Source organism: Formosa algae (assembly GCF_001439665.1).
Taxonomy (GTDB): Bacteria; Bacteroidota; Bacteroidia; order Flavobacteriales; family Flavobacteriaceae; genus Formosa; species Formosa algae.
The window spans coordinates 1-19022 of sequence record NZ_LMAK01000026.1 but is presented as its reverse complement, the minus strand read 5'-3'; the positions used below and the strand labels follow the sequence as shown (position 1 = coordinate 19022).

The window sequence follows — 19022 nt, the reverse complement described above, 5'->3', positions numbered from 1 at the left end:
ATAATGGCAGTAGATTTACTACTAGGGTTACAATGGGGAGACGAAGGCAAAGGAAAAATTGTTGACGTTCTTACCTCTAAATACAATGTTATTGCCCGTTTTCAAGGGGGACCAAACGCAGGACACACTTTAGTGTTTAACGGTAAAAAACACGTTTTACACACTATCCCTTCAGGAATTTTTCACGGAGATGCTATGAATTTAGTCGGTAACGGTGTGGTTATAGATCCTGTAATATTTAAAAAAGAATTAGATAAGCTTGAAGAGCAAGATGTAGATTACAGAAAAACACTTCTTATCTCTCGTAAAGCACACATTATTTTACCAACGCACCGCTTATTAGATGCAGCAAGTGAAGCCTCTAAAGGAAAAGCAAAAATTGGATCGACTTTAAAAGGTATTGGACCAACTTACATGGACAAAACCGGACGTAATGGATTACGTGTAGGCGATTTAGAATTAGAAGATTGGAAAGATCGTTACAGAGCTTTAGCAGATAAGCACGAAGCTATGATTGATTTTTACAATGCTGAAATTCAATACGACTTAAAAGAACTTGAAACTGAATTTTTTGAAGCTGTAAAAGTTTTAAAATCTTTAAAATTCATTGATTCAGAAGAGTATGTATACCAAGCTCAAAAATCAGGAAAAACAATTCTTGCAGAAGGTGCTCAAGGCTCACTATTAGACATCGACTTCGGAACATATCCATTCGTAACATCTAGTAATACAACTGCCGCTGGTGCTTGTACTGGTTTAGGTGTAGCGCCTAACAGTATCGGAGAAGTATTTGGTATTTTTAAAGCCTATACAACTCGTGTTGGATCTGGCCCATTCCCTACCGAATTATTCGACGAAGATGGTGCAACTATGGCTAAAGTTGGACATGAGTTTGGAGCAACAACAGGACGTGCACGTCGTTGTGGTTGGTTAGACCTTGTCGCTTTAAAATATGCTTGTCAAGTAAATGGCGTTACTCAATTAATGATGATGAAAGCTGATGTGTTATCAGGATTTAAATCATTAAAAGTATGTACAGCTTATAAATATAAAGGTGAAGTTATAGAACATTTCCCTTACAACATCGAGCCTGAAAATGTAGAACCTGTTTACACAGAATTTTCTGGATGGAGCGAAGATTTAACTAAAATGTCTGACGATTCTCAGCTTCCAAAAGCCTTAAACGATTATATCGTGTTTTTAGAAAAAGAATTAGAAACACCTATTACCATTGTTTCTGTAGGACCAGATAGAAAAGAAACTATTTTTAGATAACATTTAGTTTTACAACTTTATAAAAACCTGCTTAGACTTATTTTAAGCAGGTTTTTTTATCTTAAATGTTTTACAAATCATTATCGAAAATCATTTATATCCTTATTTTTGCCTCAAATATTTTAAATTGAAAACATTTCAAATACACTATATATTTTTTGTATTCTTTTTTATTGCAGTTACCTCGCTTCAAGCTCAGGAACAAAAACGTATTAAAATAGAATACTCTGGATTTTTAACGACTAGCGAAACTAAATATCCTGGTGCTAAAGTCTTAACTAGAGATGATTCTGGACAGATTCATATTATACACGAAGGTGTAAATATGTGGTGCGATCAGGCCATATTTTACAGCAAAGAAGATTTTATTGAAGCCTACGGTAACGTTAAAATGAAACAAGGCGACACCATTAATATGGATGCCAAATATGTAGAATATAGCGGAAAAACAAAATTAGCTTTTGCCAGCGGAGATGTGGTGTTAACAGAACCTAGTTCGGTTTTAACCACAGACACCTTATATTTTGATCGGGCAAAACAACAATCGTTTTACAAAACTGGCGGAAAAGTAGTTCGAGATTCTTCAGGAACAATCACCAGCACCATTGGAAGGTATTATATGGATGTAAAAAAATACCAGTTTGTTAATAAGGTAAAACTTGTTAATCCCCAATACATTTTAGAAACAGAACAATTAGATTATTATACAGAAAATGCATTAGCTTACATGTACGGCCCAAGTACAATTACAGGCGAAACATCTAAAATATATTGCGAGCGTGGTTTTTACGATACCAAAAGTGACATGGGGTACTTTATTAAAAACTCTAAAATAGATTATGATAACCGTACTATAAAAGGCGACAGTTTATATTTTGATAGAAACAAGAATTTTGCCTCTGCTACCAATAACATCACGGTTACAGATACACTAAATAATAGTGTTATTAAGGGACATTATGCAGAAGTGTATAGAGCAAAAGATTCTGTTTTTATAACCAAACGCGCTTTAGCCATTTCGGTACAAGAACGCGATTCATTATATATTCATGGCGACACCTTAATGGTTACAGGAAAGCCAGAACATAGAATTACACGTGCGTTTAGAAATGTAAAAATGTATAAATCGGATATGAGTGGGAAAGCAGATTCTATACACATGGATCAGCAAACGGGGTTAACCCAACTTATAAATTTGTCTCGACTAGCACCAAAAGATAACTTTGCCGTAAAGCGCCGACCTATAATTTGGAATGTTGGCAATCAGATGACAGGTGATACGATTCATATTAAATCGAATGCTGAAGAAGAACGATTGGATTCTCTTATCGTTTTCGAAAATGCTTTTATAATTAGTAAAGATACTATTGGTAAAGGCTTCAATCAAATTAAGGGACAAAGATTATACGGATTGTTTAACGATCAAAATCAATTAAAACAAGTCGACATTATTAGAAATGCCGAATCCATTTATTACGCCAGAAACGACGAACAAAAATTAATTGGGATTGAAAAATCTAAATCGGCTAACATATCCATGTTCTTTGAAGGTAACGAGATTATAGAATTAAAAAAAATTAATCAGGTAGATGGAACCTTATTTCCAGAGTCTAAATACCCGGCCAATGCCACTCAATTAAGCGGATTTGATTGGCGAGAAGAAGAGCGCCCTAAAAGTGTAGAAGATTTATTTACAGACGATCCGCCTTTAGATCTACCTATAATAAAAGGTTTAGAGCCCTATGTGCCACAAGACGAGTTTTTTGATGATCAGTTAATTGATCGTGCTGAAGAAGCCGAAGAAACAAATAAATCAAACAACTTACAAAACCCATCTAAAGCCTCTAGACATATACCTTCTAAAGATTCAATTCAAAATTTAAAACCCGATTTAAAAACACCTGCAACATTAGAAAAAGCACCTTAAGATGAAAGAAGCATTCTTTAAATATCAAGCACAAACCTCTCCATTCCCTTTGGCTATGGAAATATCGCATGCTAAAGGCTCTTATATCTACGACACTAATCAAAATGCATATTTAGATTTTGTAGCCGGTGTATCTGCATGTAGTTTAGGTCATGGTCACCCTAAAGTTGTTAAGGCCATAAAAGATCAAGTCGATAAATACATGCACGTTATGGTGTATGGGGAGTACATCCAAAAACCAGCAGTAGATTTAGCTAAATTTATTGCCCAACACACCCCAGAACCATTAGAGCAAACCTATTTAGTGAATTCGGGAACAGAAGCTATTGAAGGCGCTTTAAAACTTGCCAAACGTGCCACTGGACGTAGTGAAATTATAGCTGCTAAACATGCTTATCACGGAAATACTATGGGCTCTATGAGTGTGATGGGTTATGAAGAACGCAAACAAGCATACAGACCTTTAGTACCAGGCACTAAACTTATAACGTTTAACAACGAAGACGACTTAGCTGAAATTACCAACAAAACGGCAGCCGTTATTTTAGAAACCATACAAGGTGGAGCGGGCTTTATTGAACCTAAAAACGGATACTTAACTAAGGTTAAAGCAAAGTGTGAAGCCGTTGGTGCTTTATTAATTTTAGATGAAATACAACCAGGTATTGGCCGTACAGGGAAATTATTTGGTTTTGAAAATTACAACTGTGTTCCAGACATCGTCGTTTCAGGCAAAGGATTGGGTGGCGGAATGCCAATTGGTGCATTTACCGCTTCTACAGCGTTAATGGCACAACTTAAAGAACATCCTAAAATGGGTCATATTACAACATTTGGCGGACACCCGGTTATTGCTGCCGCAGCTTTAGCCACCTTAAAAGAAGTTGTTAAGACAGAATTAATGGCAGAAACCTTAGAGAAGGAACGCTTAATAAAACGCTTATTACAACATCCACTAATTACAGAAATACGAGGGAAAGGCTTAATGCTTGCCGCTTTAACACCGAGTGCAGAAATTACAAATCAGGTGATTTTAGAAGCTCAAAACCAAGGTTTAATCGCATTTTGGTTACTTTTTGAACCTAGAGCCATACGAATAACACCACCTTTAACGATATCTAACACAGAAATAGAAGCGGGTTGCAAGATACTTATCGACATCTTAAACAAGATAAACAACTGATTTTTAATAAAATAAATCGTTATTTCCAGTTCACTTTTCTATACTGTTGATTACTTTGTTGAAAAGATTTACCTTTTTTTTTAATTATGCTTAAATTTGAGCATTACATTTAATGGTATAAGAAACCATATACAGCTGCCTATGGAGTTCAGTCCTAATAACAACGAATTACCCTTATTAAAATTTGAATCAATGCTTAAGACAAATCATGTCTTATTTTTTGATTCAGAAGAATTTGAAAATATAATCCATTATTATTTAGATCTGGGAAAAATCGCATTGGCTAAAAAAGCTATAAAATTAGGTTTAGATCAACATCCAACATGTACCAATTTAAAACTTTTTAAAATAGAAGTTTTTGTTTTTGAAAATAAGCTAGAACAGGCAGATTCTATGCTTAACGATTTGTACACGTTAGAACCACAAAATGAAGAAATTTACATTCAAAAGGCAAATATTTTATCTAAAAGAGATCAACACGAACAAGCTATTGATGTCTTAAAAAAAGCCATACTCCTATCTGAAGAAACGGCAGATTTATATTCTTTAATCGGTATGGAATATTTATTCTTAGATCGGTTTGAAGAAGCTAAAAACAGTTTTATTAAATGTTTAGAAGAAGATCTTGAAGATTATTCTGCGCTTTACAACATGATCTATTGTTTCGAATTTATGGAACAACATGAAGAAGCTATAACTTATCTTAACCTCTATTTAGATCAAAACCCGTACAGTGAAGTTGGTTGGCACCAATTAGGCAAACAATATTTCGCATTAAAGCGTTACAAAAAAGCCATTGCTGCATATGATTTTGCGATCATATCGGACGATAGTTTTGTAGGTGCTTATATTGAAAAAGGTAAAGTACTTGAAAAATTAAAACGTTTTGAAGACGCTATAGAAAGCTATACCACCTCTTTAACATTAGACGATCCAACATCTTTTGCCTTATTACGCATTGGACACTGTTACGAGAAGTTGAATAAGAATGATCTGGCTATAAAATATTTTAAAAGAACGGTTCACGAAGACCCTTTATTGGATAAAGGTTGGGTAGCCATTACAAGATTTTACAGCAAACAAAAAAACTATCAGAAGGCTTTATATTACGTTAATAAAGCCATTAATATTGATGGTGACAATGTAAAATATTGGAAATTATTTGCTCAAATTAATCACCGTTTAAACTATTTAGAAGAGGCGGAACACGGATATAAAAAAGCAATAGAATTGGGTAACTACGAATTAAACACTTGGTTATCGCGTTGTGATATTTTAATACAAATCGGAGAACCTGAAGCTGCTATTTATAATCTTTTACAAGCGGCAGAATTTTATCCAGAGAATGCCGAAATCGAATATCGTTTAGCTGGTTTATATTTTAAAGGCAACGAACTTGAAAAAGCATCTTTTCATTTAAAAAATGGTTTGCACTATAACCCTGAATATGTTTTTATTATAGAAGAACTATTTCCAGAAACGTACAAATCTAAACTTGTAAAAAAAGCCCTTAAAGCTAAAGATTAGTCTGTGCAATGTGGGTAAAATTTATACCTTTGGGTTTCGAATTTAAAACCTAAAAATGCAACGACAATTAAAAGACTATCTAATTATTTCTCTGAAAGGATTAGCAATGGGAGCTGCCGATGCTGTTCCTGGTGTATCAGGAGGAACAATCGCATTTATTTCTGGAATTTATGAAGAGCTTATTGCAACCATTAGTGGCATTAATCTTTCTCTTTTTAAAACCTTAAAATCTGAGGGTTTTAGTGCGTTTTGGACACAACTAAACGGAAATTTTATACTGGCTTTACTTTCTGGTATTGTTGTAAGTTTTATCTCGTTTATGCGTGTTGCTAAATATTTACTTGAGCATCATCCCATATACATTTGGTCGTTCTTTTTCGGACTCATTATAGCTAGTATCTTTTTTGTGGGAAAGCAGATTGAACGCTGGAATATCGCTGCCATTCTCAGCCTAATCATTGGAGCAGTACTCGCCTATTATATTACTACGTTACCGTCTTTAAACAGTTCAGAGAATCCTTGGTTTCTATTTCTTGCAGGAGCCATAGCCATTTGTGCAATGATTTTACCAGGAATTTCCGGATCCTTTATCCTACTTATCTTAGGAGCTTATAAAACACTAAGCGATGCTTTACACGATTTTGATGTTAAGAAAATCATCTTATTTGTGTCAGGTGCCTTGGTCGGCTTATTAAGCTTTAGCCACTTACTAAAGTGGTTATTTAAACATTATCACAATATCACATTAGCTGTGTTAACTGGGTTTATTTTTGGTTCATTAAATAAAGTTTGGCCTTGGAAACTCACAACCACTGTTTTAGAAAAAGAGACAGGACGAATATTACCATTCTCTGAAGTATCTGAATTAGGTACGCTTTCTATTTTCGAACAACACACCCAAGTTACTGAGGTTTATAAAACGGTAGTAGAGCGTAGTACTTTTCCTGCAGTATATGCAGACATGAATCAGATAGACGCGCATCTAATACCGGCAATAGGCTTAATGATTGCAGGATTTTTAACTATCTTTATTTTAGAAAAAGTAGGAACTAAGAGAAGTTAATGGAAAGCACAAGAACATTATCTGATAAGATTTTCTTGGTCTTAAAAGGACTAGGAATGGGTGCTGCCAATAAGGTTCCTGGAATTTCGGGTGGTGTAGTTGCATTTGTTTCTGGTTTTTATGAAGAGTTTATTTATTCGCTTCAGAAATTTAACGGTAAGGCCTTAATTTTACTTGTTAATGGACGCTTTAGAAGCTTATACCGTTATATAAATGGACGGTTTTTAAGTCTGCTATTTTTAGGAATGATTATTAGTTATTTCAGCATTTCTAAAATTTTGGATTATTTAATTCAACATTATGAATTGTATGTATGGAGCGTATTTTTCGGAATGATTATAGGCTCTATTTACTACATCAGTAAAGATTTTGAAGATTGGAATTACAAAACGGTTATCGCTTTAATTATAGGTACCATTCTAGGTGTTAGCATTAGTTTTTTAGATCCTGCTAAAGAAAACGACAATCTGTGGTTTGTCTTTTTTTGTGGAATTATTAGTGTATCAGGAATGACACTTCCTGGATTTTCAGGCTCATTTATCTTAATATTACTCGGAAACTATGTACTCTTACTGGTCGATTCTGTAAATGCTTTATATGATACTGTAGCAGAACTTATTCAATGGGATTTTAGTTTTCTACATAACCCTATACGCATACGTTTGTTACAAGTTTTAAGTGTATTCACTTTAGGCTCGCTAACAGGACTGGTTACATTTTCTCATGTGCTTAGCTATATTTTAAAACATTACAAGAGTATTACAATGGCATCTATTATCGGTTTTATTGTAGGCTCATTGGGTGTGGTTTGGCCTTGGAAACAGACCGTTTTTAAAACATTAGAATCTGGAGAACTCGCTTTAGACTCTACAGGATCTAAAGTAATTACTAATTACATTCGCTATATTCCAGAATTAAATACAGAAACGTTTGTTGCCATTGCTTTAATTATCATAGGTATTGGGCTTGTACTGGCTTTAGAAATATACGGCGAAAAAACACGAACTACTCATGAATAAATTAGGACTATTAGGTAAGCAAATTTCGTATTCGTTTTCCAATACATATTTTAAAAAAAAGTTTGAAGATTTAAATATTACAGATACAACCTATCAAAATTTTGACTTAGATAATATTTCAGAATTTCCTTCCATTTTAAAAGAGCATCCAGAAGTAAAAGGTCTAAACGTAACCATTCCTTATAAAGAACAAGTGATTCCTTTTTTGGATGAATTAGACGATGATGCAAAAAAAATAGGTGCTGTAAACACAATTAAACGTACCAAAGACGGCAAACTAATTGGAAGTAACACCGATTATTATGGTTTTACAAAATCTATTGAACCTTATTTAAAACCACATCATAATCAAGCCTTAATATTGGGTACAGGTGGTGCCAGCAAAGCCATTGCTTTTGCATTAACACATTTAGGAATTGCTTTTAAATATGTATCAAGAACTCCTAAAAACGACCAAACGATAAGTTACGATACATTGTTAAAGGAAGGTCTACAAGATTTTAAATTAATTATTAACTGTTCGCCTGTGGGAACGTTTCCCAATGTAGACGATTGTCCGAATATTCCATATGACGATATTACTGCCGAACATTTATTATTCGATTTAATTTACAATCCGGAAGAGACTACATTTTTAAGAAAAGGGAAAGCTCATCACGCAACAACTTTAAACGGTTACAATATGCTTGTAAATCAGGCAGAAAAATCTTGGGAAATCTGGGATTTATAAATCAATAAACAGTGTCATTTAAACTATACAACACTTTGTAATTATAAGAGTTGTTAGTATCTTTAGTGACTAATATATTAATACACAAACATTTTTTAAAATGTCAGAGCAAGATAACCTACAACCTGTAGACGGAAACGAAGAAAAACAAATAAAAGCTTCAACTTCGGAAGAAAATTCACAAACAGAAATCACAGCTTCAACAGAAGATGTAAAAAATGAAGACGTTGTCTTTGAAGAAATCGAAGCTTCAAATGCCGAGGATGCCGAAGATGAAGGCAATAACGACAGACATACTATTCCTTTTAAGGAATACGACAGCATGTCGCTAGAAGCATTGGTTATCGAACTTGAAAAATTAGTATCAAGTGAAAAAGTTCAGGCCATTAAAGAACATGTTGATGGTATTAAAAATGAATTCAATTCTAAATTTAACTCGTTAATAGACGAGAAAAAAGAAGAGTTTATTAATGAAGGTGGTAACGAAATAGACTTCTACTACTCTAGTCCAATTCAAAAACGCTTTAAAGACGCGTATAAAGAATACAGAAGTAAATTACATGCTCACTATAAAAATATAGAAAATAATTTAAAGTCTAATTTAGACAACAGACTACAAATTATTGAAGAAATTAAAGGTTTAATTAATGTAGAAGAAAACATTAATACAACCTATAAACATTTTAAAGACCTACAAGAACAGTGGCGTAATGCAGGGCCTATTCCTAGAGATAAATACAATAATGCTTGGAATAGTTACCACCACCATGTCGAGATTTTTTACGACTTTTTACACTTAAATCGCGATTTAAGAGATTTAGATTTTAAACACAATCTAGATTTAAAATTAAAGATTATAGAGCGTGCTGAAGAATTAGCTCAAGACGACGATACTAATCGTTCGTTTAGAGAGTTACAAGTGCTTCATAAAATGTGGAAAGAAGAATTAGGACCTGTTTCTAAAGAATACAGAGAAGAGATTTGGAACCGTTTTAAAGCTGCGACAAAGATTATTCATAATAAGCGCCAAGCCTATTACAATCAATTAGACGAGGTCTATGAAAAAAATCTTGAAAAGAAAACAGAGATTATCAATAAAATAGAGGCTTTAACCATTGCAGGCGCAAAATCGCATAACGGATGGCAAGCTAAAATTAAAGAAATTGAGCAGTTAAGAGAAGCCTTTTTTAGCGCAGGAAAAGTCCCATTAAAAGTAAATGAAGCGACTTGGGCAAAATTTAAAGAAACCGTTCGTTCTTTTAACCGTAAGAAGAATGTATTCTACAAAGATTTAAAAAAGGAGCAGTTTGAAAATCTTCAGAAAAAATTAGATTTAATAAAAATTGCCGAAGACAATAAAGACAATGATGATTTTGATGCAACGACACCGTTGATGAAAAAGATTCAGAACGATTGGAAAAAAATTGGTCACGTGCCTCGTAAAGACAGTGATAAAATTTGGAAACAATTTAAAGCGGCTTGTAATGGGTATTTCGACAAATTACACTCTAAAAAGAATGCCGAAAACGAAGTTGAAAATGCAGCCTTTAAAGCTAAGAGTGAACTTCTAGACGCTATGAAGTCTTTAGAATTAACAAACGAAAAAGACGCAGATCTAGAAACTATTAAAGCACAAATTACAGCTTGGAAAGCTATTGGTCGTGTACCAAGTAACAAACGTTTTATAGAAGGTAAGTTTAATAAAGCTTTAGACGAACTTTTTAAACAAGTAAAAGTAGATAAAAACGAAGCTGAATTAATTAAGTTTGAAAATAAACTAGACGAACTTAATAATGCTGAAGACACCAGACACTTAGACAACGAGCGTTTATTTATTCGTAAAAAGATTGATGAAGTTAAAGCTGAAATTAATCAGTTAGAAAACAATTTACAGTTCTTTACAAACGTAAAAGACGATAATCCTCTAGTTAAAGAAGTTCATGCAAATATTGCTAGACATAAAGACGACTTAAAACTATGGAAAACAAAACTGAGTAAAATTAAAGCTTTGTACTAAGCGATAATATAAATTATATAAACGTCCATTAAATGATTTTAATGGACGTTTTTTTTTACCCATAAATTACACAAACAACATAATAGAAAGCACTTTAGTGCACAAACAGAAACTCGAAAACGATTTCGAAAAATCTTATTATAACATTAGCTAGTATTAGAAAAAACCACATTATCTTTGAGGCTAATTCAACATATTGAAACTTATTAACATGGAAAATAAGAAAACAATTATAGTTGTTGGTGGTGGTTTTGCAGGTTTAGAATTTATCAATCAACTTAAACATGCACATCAATACAATGTTATTTTAGTAGACTTAAATAATTACAATTTTTTCCCTCCTTTACTGTATCAAGTGGCTGCTGGTTTTATGGAACCTTCTGCTATAAGTTATCCCTTCAGAAAGATTTTAAGAAAGCACGACAATGTAAAATTTTACATGGGCGAGTTGCTTAGAGTCGTTCCAGATCAGAATAAAATTATTTTAAGTAATGGAGAATTAAATTACGACATTTTAGTAATGGCTTCTGGTGCAGAGACTAATTTCTTTGGTAATAAAAACATTGAAGAAAAGAGTTTACCAATGAAAACTATTTCTGATGCTTTGGCCTTAAGAAACGTAATATTTACACGTCTAGAGCGAGCTACAAGAATACAAGATCCTGAAAGAAGAAAAACACTACTGTCGTTTGTTATTGCAGGTGCCGGACCAACCGGTGTTGAACTTTCTGGATTGTTTTCTGAAATGCGTTCGCACATTTTAGCTAAAGATTATCCAGAATTAAATACCAGCGATTTAGGTAATATATACCTTATAGATGGACAAGATGCAGTATTAGCAGCAATGTCTAAAAAGACTCAAGGCTATACTTATAAAAACCTAAAAGAATACGGCGTTGTTATTAAACTAAATACATTTGTAAAAGATTTTAAAGATGATGTTGTTTACCTATCTGACGACACACAAATAAACTCAAGAAACTTAATTTGGGCAGCAGGAATATCTGCCCGTACTTTCGAAGGGTTTAAAGAAGACAATTACGGTCGTGGTAAACGTTTAAAAACCGATGTCTACAACTTAGTTGAAGGCTATAAAAATATTTACGCCATTGGAGATACATCTTTAGTCTTTGGCGACAAAAACTACCCTGAAGGGCATCCGCAATTGGCACAAGTTGCCATACAGCAAGCAAAGCGTTTAGGAAAAAACTTAAAAAATAATACTTGGGAGCCTTTTAAGTATACAGATAAAGGCTCTATGGCAATTATTGGAAGTAATAAAGCGGTAACAGATGGACCAGATCATAAATTCTTTTTAAAAGGCTTTATTGCTTGGTGTGTTTGGATTTTTGTACACATTATGTCTCTTGTGAATTTTAGAAATAGAATGCGTGCCTTTTATGATTGGATGGGATATTACATTAATAAAGATCAGTCTTTTAGAATGATTATTAGACCAAAAGAAAAAATTAAATCAGAGAACGAAGCTAATCTGAGATAATTACAAAAAAAATCCTACTTGACATACCATATCAAGTAGGATTAAATTACTAACTAAACCATTATTCCCTAACCTATATAGAAATAACTTATTTTGAATGACATAGTTTAAAATGTAAGGATTATGCTATTAATCTCAACCTATGAAGAATTATGCCACTCTTATTAATATATACGTGTGAAAAGAGAAATTGGATTACGGAATTATAAAAATAATTAAAGTTTTTTTGCTTTTTCCCAAAACACATCCATTTCGGCTAATGTCATATCTTGTAACGACTTGTTTAACAAGGCTGCTTGCTGTTCTAAATATTCAAATCGTTTCTTAAATTTTTTATTGGTGCGTTCGAGGGCATTTTCGGGGTTAATATTTAGAAATCTTGCATAGTTTACCATTGAAAATAACACATCACCAAACTCATCTTCCATAGCATCTTGATTTCCAACGGCAACTTCATCTTTAAATTCTTGTAGTTCTTCTTCTACTTTCTCCCAAACTTGTTGCGGCTCTTCCCAATCAAAACCTACACCTGCTACTTTTTCTTGAATTCTGCTAGCTTTTACTAAAGCAGGTAAACTATTAGGTACACCTTGCAAGACGCTTTTATTTCCTTCTTTAAGTTTTAATTTTTCCCAATTGCGTTTTACATCTTCTTCATTTTCAACCTTAACATCGCCATAAATATGTGGATGCCTACTTATTAATTTTTCACAAATACCATTGCAAACGTCTGCAATATCGAAATCTTTAGTTTCACTTCCTATTTTAGAATAAAATACAATATGTAACAATACATCGCCTAATTCCTTCTTAATTTCTTGTAAATCATTGTCCAAAATAGCATCTCCAAGTTCGTAAGTTTCTTCTATGGTTAAATGGCGAAGCGTTTCCATGGTTTGCTTTTTATCCCACGGGCATTGCTCACGCAACTCGTCCATAATGGTTAATAATCTATCGAAAGCTTGAAGTTTTTGGGCGCGTGTATTCATAATGTATATAACAGATAAAATTATTTTGATGAGTTAAAGGTAATAAAAACAAAAGTCCGACTCGAGGTCGGACTTTAATATGTTTATATGGTAATAGAATTTATTCTTTTTCAGAAACAGGTGCTTCGTTTACCTCTTCACTATCATCTTCAGATGTTTCAGTAAAATCTAAAAGATCATTCTTTTGAAGTAAGTTATACCACTGAATTACTTTTTTGATATCACTTGGATATACACGGTCCTCATCGTAATCAGGTAAGATTCCGAAAAAGTACTCTTCTAATTTATCTTTACTGTCTTTATGACTCACACTAGAAGGTCCGTTGTTTTCTTTAGTAGCAATAGTAGTAAGTACCGTTTTTAACGGCACTTCTTCTGTTAATGTATAAATAGCAATTTCGCTTAACACACTTACATTATGATTCATGGTTACAGAAAGTCTTTTATTATCTAATAAAGATTCTGCGATAAATCCGTTTCGCGTTTGCATGATTAATTTATATAATCCTGGTTTTCCTGAAATAGCTAATACTTTATCTAAGCTCATAATTTATTTTTTAAAAGATGGCAAATATCTTGTGTTTGCCAGTGTTATACAAATATTATCGTCTCTTTTTTTGCTTTGGGAAACGCATCTTGTAATCCACTCTAATTTTTCCTTTAGAAATGTTGTCTAAACGTCCTTTTATTAAACGTTTTTTTAATGTTGAAAGTTTCTCTGTAAATAAAATGCCGTCAATATGGTCGTATTCATGTTGTATAACTCGCGCGATAAGACCGTCGAAAGTTTCAACATGTTTTTCAAAATTTTCATCAAGATATTCAATCGTAATTTCTGGTTTTCTAAACACATCTTCACGAACATCTGGAATACTTAAACAGCCTTCATTAAATGCCCACTCATCTCCTTCTTCACTAGTAATTTTAGCATTAATAAATACTTTTTTAAAACCATTTAGCTCTTTTTGCTCGTCTTCAGACAAATCTTCATCTTCAGAAAATGGCGTAGTATCTATTATAAATAAACGAATTGGCAAACCTATTTGTGGCGCTGCAAGTCCTACCCCAAATGCATTATACATAGTCTCGAACATATTATCCAAAAGCTCGTTAAATTTAGGATAATCTGCATCTATATCTTGTCCTACTTTTTTTAATACGGGATCGCCATAAGCGACAATTGGTAAAATCATTTCTGTGCGTTATAAAAAATTGAAATGCAAAAATACAATTCTTACCGTTAATAGCCTATAATATTAAAACTCCTTTAAGATAGAGATTAAATTTTTAAGATCTTTTAGACTTAGCAGTCTGCTTTATCTTTAACAATAGTAAACAAGTCTAGTGTGCATTTAATCTTAGAATTAACAATTTGATTGATTAAATCACTGTGCCTATTGGCAATTTTTAAGGGTTTTTCGTCTCTTATGAGAAGCGAATTAGATAATAAAGGTTTGACATCCTTTATAGTGGTTGAAATGGTTATGTTTGTTTTCAAATCTTTTGTTTGTGCACTTAATTTAACCGAGGACAAACCAAAAATTATGACAAAAAACATTAAGGTATTATAGTTCATAGCATTAACTAATTTGAAGCAAATATAGAAGCTAACTTCAGTATTTATTAAAAAATTTAGCTAAAGGCTAATTAATTTTCGATAAGCGGGTAAATTTCAGGAAAAATCTATATTAAATTTTGGTTTATTTTGAAGATAAATAACTTTGTAAAATTAAAGTGGCACTAATTTCATCTACTAAAGCCTTGTTTTTACGTTGTTTTTTCTTCATCCCGCCATCTATCATGCTTTGGAATGCCATTTTAGAGGTAAAACGCTCATCTACACGCACTACCGGAACATTTGGTATCGCTTTAGATAATTTTTGAAGAAACGGAATAATTAAGGCTTCACTTTCCGAAGCTGTTGCGTCCATTTGTTTAGGTTCGCCTACTACAAAACACTCCACGTTTTCTTCAGAAATATAATTTTTTAAAAACGGAATAAGCTCTTTGGTATTTACAGTAGTTAAGCCCGATGCAATGATTTGAAGCTCATCTGTCACTGCAATTCCCGTTCTTACTTTCCCAAAATCTAATGCTAAAACTCGTGCCATGCTCTATTGTTTTCGACAAAGTTAATGTTAAGAATTAGAAGAATAATAGATTCTATCTATAAAGATTTAGGTTTTTTTTATGTTTTGTGTTTTAAGGAGATAAATTATAAAAGTATATTTGAAAAAACTTAAAGATTTATAATGAAAGAATTACAATCTATCATAGAAGAAGCTTGGGAAAACAGAGCTTTATTATCAGAAGACAAAACCATTACTGCGATTAGAAAAGTAGTTTCTCTTTTAGATTCTGGAGAATTACGTGTTGCAGAACCTACCGAAAATGGATGGCAAGTAAACGAATGGGTAAAAAAAGGTGTTGTACTTTATTTCCCTATCCAAAAAATGGAAACTATTGAATGTGGTCCATTAGAATTTCATGATAAAATTCCATTAAAAACAGGATATGCAGAAAAAGGAATTCGTGTAGTACCTCATGCTGTTGCGCGTCATGGTGCTTACATTTCTGCAGGGACTATCCTAATGCCTAGTTATGTAAACATTGGTGCATATGTAGACGAAGGAACTATGGTTGATACTTGGGCTACTGTTGGTAGTTGTGCACAAATTGGTAAAAACGTTCACCTGTCTGGTGGTGTTGGTATTGGTGGTGTTCTTGAACCATTACAAGCTGCTCCTGTTATTATAGAAGATAATGTTTTTGTAGGGTCTAGATGTATTGTTGTTGAAGGTGTACATGTAGAAACAGAAGCGGTTTTAGGTGCTAATGTTGTTTTAACAATGAGTACTAAAATTATAGATGTTACTGGTGATACTCCTGTAGAAACTAAAGGTAGAGTTCCTGCACGTTCAGTAGTTATTCCTGGTAGTTATACTAAAAAATTTCCTGCTGGAGAATTTCAAGTACCATGTGCATTAATTATTGGTAAACGTAAAGAGAGTACCGATAAGAAAACATCTTTAAACAATGCTCTTCGCGATAATAATGTAGCGGTTTAAGTACTAAATGGAAACTAAGTTTTATAAAAAAATCAGCAACCGCATTGGTTTATTTTTTAATTCCCCAGTTAAAAAAGGGGAATTAAAAAATTTTGTATTTATACACATAGCTAAAACTGGCGGTACAAGTGTGATTAGTATTACTGGTAAAGCGCACCGTAAGCATTTAACAGTAAAACAAGTGATTAAATATATTGGTCAGAAAAAATGGGATAATGTCTATACGTTTGCCATTGTAAGAAATCCTTGGGCTAAAGTTGTTTCGCAATATAAATTTAGAACAAAAACGAATAAATCTAAAATGGGAGACAATCCTATAGATTTTAAAGATTGGGTAAAAAAAGTTTTTGTTGAAAAAGATAAATTTTATTACCATGTTAGACCTTTATTATTTGCACCACAAGTAGACTGGTTAAAAAATAATCAAGGTGAAATAGATTTGGATAAAGTGATTAGGTTTGAAAATTTAAATGAAGAGTACAGAGAAGTTGCTCAGATTATTGGAATAGATCCTGAACTTCCGCATTTAAATTCTACAAAACCTAGCGACTACAAATCGTATTACGACGAAGAGACAAAAAACATAATCGCAGACTGGTTTGCAGAAGACATAAAAACATTCAATTATAGATTTTAAAATACTAGAGTATTGAAATAAAGACAAATTAAAATCTTAAGCCGTTAGCTCTATACTTTCTTTAGTAATACCATAAGAGGTCCATATGGTTTTAGAATCTCTTGTATATTTTCTAATGGCTTTATTTTTAGCTATAGATTCTTTGGTATTATACCCTCTTTTATGATCTAAATGCACACAAACTGCACTGTAACGTATTTGTTTAGATTTAATACCATAATTAAATAAACGCTCTCCCAATTCTCTATCCTGTCCGCCGTATTGCATACGTTCGTCAAAACCATTAATGGCCAAAATATCATCTTTCCATCCTGAAGAATTATGACCATTCCAACTCATTTTAGTAGGTGTTACGGTATTTAAAAGTTCAGATTTAAATCCTTTAGAATTCAGTTTATTATTTTTAAAAGACGATTTTAAGCCCTGTTTTTTAAGCCATTTTAAACTAAAACATTTCCCAGACAGCACATGTTTTTCTTTAATTTTTTTTGAAATGCCCATGGGCAATTTAAAATATCCGCCAGATAAAAAATAACCGCGTTGTTTATGTTTTGCATGTACTTCTAAAAAATCTAATCTTGGTATACAATCGCCATCACTCATTACAATATATTCTGAGTTACAAGCAAGTAGTGCTTTATTTAAAATTTTAGATTTTTGAAAACCATCATCTTCTTGCCAAATGTGAATTAATTGTAAACTCGTAGTATTTTGGAATCTGTTTATTAAATCTTTGGTACTAGATCTCGAACCATCATCGGCAATTACAATTTCAAAATCCTTAAAAATTTGACATTCATAACCCCATAAAACTTTTTCTAACCAAGCTTCTGCGTTATAGGTACTTAGTATTACTGATATTTCTGGCATAATTAAAGTCTTTAAATTAAACATGTCTACTTCAATTAAATTATATAAAGAACAACGAATACAAAAAAAATAAGCTTAAACAATTTGTTATCTTTGCTTAATAATTTATTAACATGGACACCAAACTGTATAAAAGAATCAATAATCGTATTGGTCTATTTTTTAATTCGCCTGTCAAAAAAGGAGAACATAAAGAATTTGTCTTTATTCATATCGCAAAAACCGGAGGTACTAGTATTATTAGTATTACAGGAAAGGCTTATCGTAAGCATTTAACGGTAAAAGAAGTGATTAAATACATCGGACAAAAAAAATGGGATAATGTTTACAAGTTTGCGGTTGTTAGAAATCCATGGGCAAAAGTTGTGTCTCAATATAAATTCAGAACAAAAACAAATAAATCTAATATGAAAGATAATCCCATTTCTTTTAAAGATTGGGTAACCAAAGTTTTTGTTGAACAAGACGAATCCTATTATGGCATAAGACCTCTATTATTTGCACCACAAGTATTTTGGCTTAAAAATAATAATGAAGATATAGATTTAGATAAAATACTGCATTTCGAAAATTTAAATGAAGAATTTAAAGCAGTGGCAAATACTATTGGTATTAATCCGGATCTGCCTCACCTGAACTCAACCAAACCAAGTGATTATAAAGAGTATTATGATGAGGAAACCAAAAACATTGTAGCTGCTTGGTTTGCAGAAGATATAGAAACTTTTAATTATAAATTTTAGTGAGTTGAAATATAAATTTTTAATATACATATCATATAGCTATGCTATCCCGATTGGTAATCCTCTAGAAGAAGAAATTAACAAACGCGGATATACTGTAAAATGGTTTGCAGACGAACAGGATGGAAAAAAAGCTATCCAATCTAAAAGTAATGCGCTACAAACTATTCAACAAGTTATTAGTTATAACCCAGATATTATATTAACCATTACAAATATGGTTCCTGATTTTTTAAAGGGATTAAAAGCACAAGTGTTTCATGGTTTTTTAGCTCAAAAAAGACCTTCTAAAAAACATATTTTCAGCGAATTTAGAATTCGAGGTTTTTTCGATTTATACTGCACTCAAGGTCCTAGCACTACGACCATATTTAAACAGTTAGAAAAAAAACACAATACTTTTAAAGTAATTGAAACCGGTTGGAGCAAAGTCGATCCATTGTTTCCAATTACAAAAAAAGAGGCGGGAAAAA

Annotated in this window: 17 protein-coding genes and 1 pseudogene; 13 read left to right on the top strand and 5 right to left on the bottom strand. The window is 32.6% G+C overall.

Going from position 1 to position 19022, the window contains the following annotated elements; translation table 11 throughout:
• The first annotated feature begins 3 nt into the window (after positions 1 to 3).
• The 9 genes from AST99_RS08985 to AST99_RS08945 all read left to right on the top strand — a co-directional run bounded on the left by AST99_RS08985 (position 4) and on the right by AST99_RS08945 (position 12242).
• Complete coding sequence (locus AST99_RS08985; protein ID WP_057781506.1) at positions 4 to 1275, top strand: adenylosuccinate synthase; 1272 nt, start codon at positions 4 to 6, stop codon at positions 1273 to 1275.
• 127 nt (positions 1276 to 1402) lie between these two features.
• Positions 1403 to 3202, top strand: a complete 1800-nt coding sequence (locus AST99_RS08980) for an OstA-like protein (RefSeq protein WP_057781505.1) — start codon at positions 1403 to 1405, stop codon at positions 3200 to 3202.
• Position 3203: 1 nt separating this feature from the next.
• Positions 3204 to 4385: an aspartate aminotransferase family protein gene (locus AST99_RS08975; protein WP_057781504.1), complete on the top strand. Its 1182-nt coding sequence runs from the start codon at positions 3204 to 3206 to the stop codon at positions 4383 to 4385.
• Positions 4386 to 4526: 141 nt separating this feature from the next.
• Positions 4527 to 5912 carry a tetratricopeptide repeat protein gene (locus AST99_RS08970; RefSeq protein WP_057781503.1) on the top strand — a complete coding sequence of 462 codons (1386 nt, stop codon included), beginning with the start codon at positions 4527 to 4529 and terminating at the stop codon, positions 5910 to 5912.
• A gap of 55 nt (positions 5913 to 5967) precedes the next feature.
• Complete coding sequence (locus AST99_RS08965; protein ID WP_057781502.1) at positions 5968 to 6975, top strand: DUF368 domain-containing protein; 1008 nt, start codon at positions 5968 to 5970, stop codon at positions 6973 to 6975.
• Positions 6975 to 7994, top strand: a complete 1020-nt coding sequence (locus AST99_RS08960; protein ID WP_057781501.1) for a DUF368 domain-containing protein — start codon at positions 6975 to 6977, stop codon at positions 7992 to 7994. Before AST99_RS08965 ends, AST99_RS08960 begins: the two co-directional genes overlap by 1 nt.
• Entirely contained in the window at positions 7987 to 8724 is a 738-nt protein-coding gene (locus AST99_RS08955) for a shikimate dehydrogenase family protein (RefSeq protein ID WP_057781500.1), read from the top strand. Before AST99_RS08960 ends, AST99_RS08955 begins: the two co-directional genes overlap by 8 nt.
• 100 nt (positions 8725 to 8824) lie before the next feature.
• Positions 8825 to 10741 (top strand): DUF349 domain-containing protein, encoded by a 1917-nt coding sequence (locus tag AST99_RS08950; RefSeq protein ID WP_057781499.1) that lies wholly within the window; start codon positions 8825 to 8827, stop codon positions 10739 to 10741.
• A gap of 211 nt (positions 10742 to 10952) precedes the next feature.
• Positions 10953 to 12242 carry an NAD(P)/FAD-dependent oxidoreductase gene (locus AST99_RS08945; RefSeq protein ID WP_057781498.1) on the top strand — a complete coding sequence of 430 codons (1290 nt, stop codon included), beginning with the start codon at positions 10953 to 10955 and terminating at the stop codon, positions 12240 to 12242.
• Positions 12243 to 12457: 215 nt separating this feature from the next.
• Here AST99_RS08945 and mazG read toward each other — a convergent pair whose 3' ends face one another.
• From mazG to ruvX, 4 genes are all read right to left on the bottom strand, one after another.
• Complete coding sequence (gene mazG / locus AST99_RS08940) at positions 12458 to 13231, bottom strand: nucleoside triphosphate pyrophosphohydrolase (protein WP_057781497.1); 774 nt, start codon at positions 13229 to 13231, stop codon at positions 12458 to 12460.
• A 100-nt stretch (positions 13232 to 13331) separates the two neighbouring features.
• Positions 13332 to 13778 carry a DUF5606 family protein gene (locus AST99_RS08935; RefSeq protein WP_057781496.1) on the bottom strand — a complete coding sequence of 149 codons (447 nt, stop codon included), beginning with the start codon at positions 13776 to 13778 and terminating at the stop codon, positions 13332 to 13334.
• Between the two features lie 55 nt (positions 13779 to 13833).
• Positions 13834 to 14424, bottom strand: a complete 591-nt coding sequence (gene def / locus AST99_RS08930; RefSeq protein WP_057781495.1) for a peptide deformylase — start codon at positions 14422 to 14424, stop codon at positions 13834 to 13836.
• A 507-nt stretch (positions 14425 to 14931) separates the two neighbouring features.
• Positions 14932 to 15342 (bottom strand): Holliday junction resolvase RuvX, encoded by a 411-nt coding sequence (gene ruvX, locus AST99_RS08925; protein ID WP_057781494.1) that lies wholly within the window; start codon positions 15340 to 15342, stop codon positions 14932 to 14934.
• Between the two features lie 141 nt (positions 15343 to 15483).
• On the opposite strand from ruvX, the gene AST99_RS08920 reads away from it, so the two are divergent.
• Both AST99_RS08920 and AST99_RS08915 read left to right on the top strand, forming a co-directional pair.
• Positions 15484 to 16299 carry a 2,3,4,5-tetrahydropyridine-2,6-dicarboxylate N-succinyltransferase gene (locus AST99_RS08920; protein ID WP_057781493.1) on the top strand — a complete coding sequence of 272 codons (816 nt, stop codon included), beginning with the start codon at positions 15484 to 15486 and terminating at the stop codon, positions 16297 to 16299.
• Positions 16300 to 16306: 7 nt separating this feature from the next.
• Positions 16307 to 16936, top strand: a complete 630-nt coding sequence (locus AST99_RS08915; RefSeq protein WP_057781492.1) for a sulfotransferase family 2 domain-containing protein — start codon at positions 16307 to 16309, stop codon at positions 16934 to 16936.
• Positions 16937 to 16972: 36 nt separating this feature from the next.
• Here AST99_RS08915 and AST99_RS08910 read toward each other — a convergent pair whose 3' ends face one another.
• Positions 16973 to 17806 carry a glycosyltransferase family 2 protein gene (locus AST99_RS08910; RefSeq protein ID WP_057781519.1) on the bottom strand — a complete coding sequence of 278 codons (834 nt, stop codon included), beginning with the start codon at positions 17804 to 17806 and terminating at the stop codon, positions 16973 to 16975.
• Positions 17807 to 17919: 113 nt separating this feature from the next.
• Between AST99_RS08910 and AST99_RS08905 the strand changes: the two genes are divergently transcribed.
• Both AST99_RS08905 and AST99_RS08900 read left to right on the top strand, forming a co-directional pair.
• Positions 17920 to 18549: a sulfotransferase family 2 domain-containing protein gene (locus tag AST99_RS08905; protein WP_057781491.1), complete on the top strand. Its 630-nt coding sequence runs from the start codon at positions 17920 to 17922 to the stop codon at positions 18547 to 18549.
• A gap of 4 nt (positions 18550 to 18553) precedes the next feature.
• Positions 18554 to 19022: pseudogene (locus tag AST99_RS08900) on the top strand (CDP-glycerol glycerophosphotransferase); the annotation flags it as partial.

Coding starts and splice junctions, on each gene's coding strand:
- AST99_RS08915 (WP_057781492.1), top strand. CDS start 16,307: ATGGAAACTAAGTTTTATAAAAAAATCAGCAACCGCATTGGTTTATTT.
- AST99_RS08950 (WP_057781499.1), top strand. CDS start 8,825: ATGTCAGAGCAAGATAACCTACAACCTGTAGACGGAAACGAAGAAAAA.
- AST99_RS08965 (WP_057781502.1), top strand. CDS start 5,968: ATGCAACGACAATTAAAAGACTATCTAATTATTTCTCTGAAAGGATTA.
- AST99_RS08985 (WP_057781506.1), top strand. CDS start 4: ATGGCAGTAGATTTACTACTAGGGTTACAATGGGGAGACGAAGGCAAA.
- AST99_RS08910 (WP_057781519.1), bottom strand. CDS start 17,806: ATGCCAGAAATATCAGTAATACTAAGTACCTATAACGCAGAAGCTTGG.
- AST99_RS08960 (WP_057781501.1), top strand. CDS start 6,975: ATGGAAAGCACAAGAACATTATCTGATAAGATTTTCTTGGTCTTAAAA.
- AST99_RS08970 (WP_057781503.1), top strand. CDS start 4,527: ATGGAGTTCAGTCCTAATAACAACGAATTACCCTTATTAAAATTTGAA.
- AST99_RS08905 (WP_057781491.1), top strand. CDS start 17,920: ATGGACACCAAACTGTATAAAAGAATCAATAATCGTATTGGTCTATTT.
- def (WP_057781495.1), bottom strand. CDS start 14,424: ATGATTTTACCAATTGTCGCTTATGGCGATCCCGTATTAAAAAAAGTA.
- AST99_RS08920 (WP_057781493.1), top strand. CDS start 15,484: ATGAAAGAATTACAATCTATCATAGAAGAAGCTTGGGAAAACAGAGCT.
- AST99_RS08945 (WP_057781498.1), top strand. CDS start 10,953: ATGGAAAATAAGAAAACAATTATAGTTGTTGGTGGTGGTTTTGCAGGT.
- AST99_RS08975 (WP_057781504.1), top strand. CDS start 3,204: ATGAAAGAAGCATTCTTTAAATATCAAGCACAAACCTCTCCATTCCCT.
- AST99_RS08955 (WP_057781500.1), top strand. CDS start 7,987: ATGAATAAATTAGGACTATTAGGTAAGCAAATTTCGTATTCGTTTTCC.
- ruvX (WP_057781494.1), bottom strand. CDS start 15,342: ATGGCACGAGTTTTAGCATTAGATTTTGGGAAAGTAAGAACGGGAATT.
- mazG (WP_057781497.1), bottom strand. CDS start 13,231: ATGAATACACGCGCCCAAAAACTTCAAGCTTTCGATAGATTATTAACC.
- AST99_RS08935 (WP_057781496.1), bottom strand. CDS start 13,778: ATGAGCTTAGATAAAGTATTAGCTATTTCAGGAAAACCAGGATTATAT.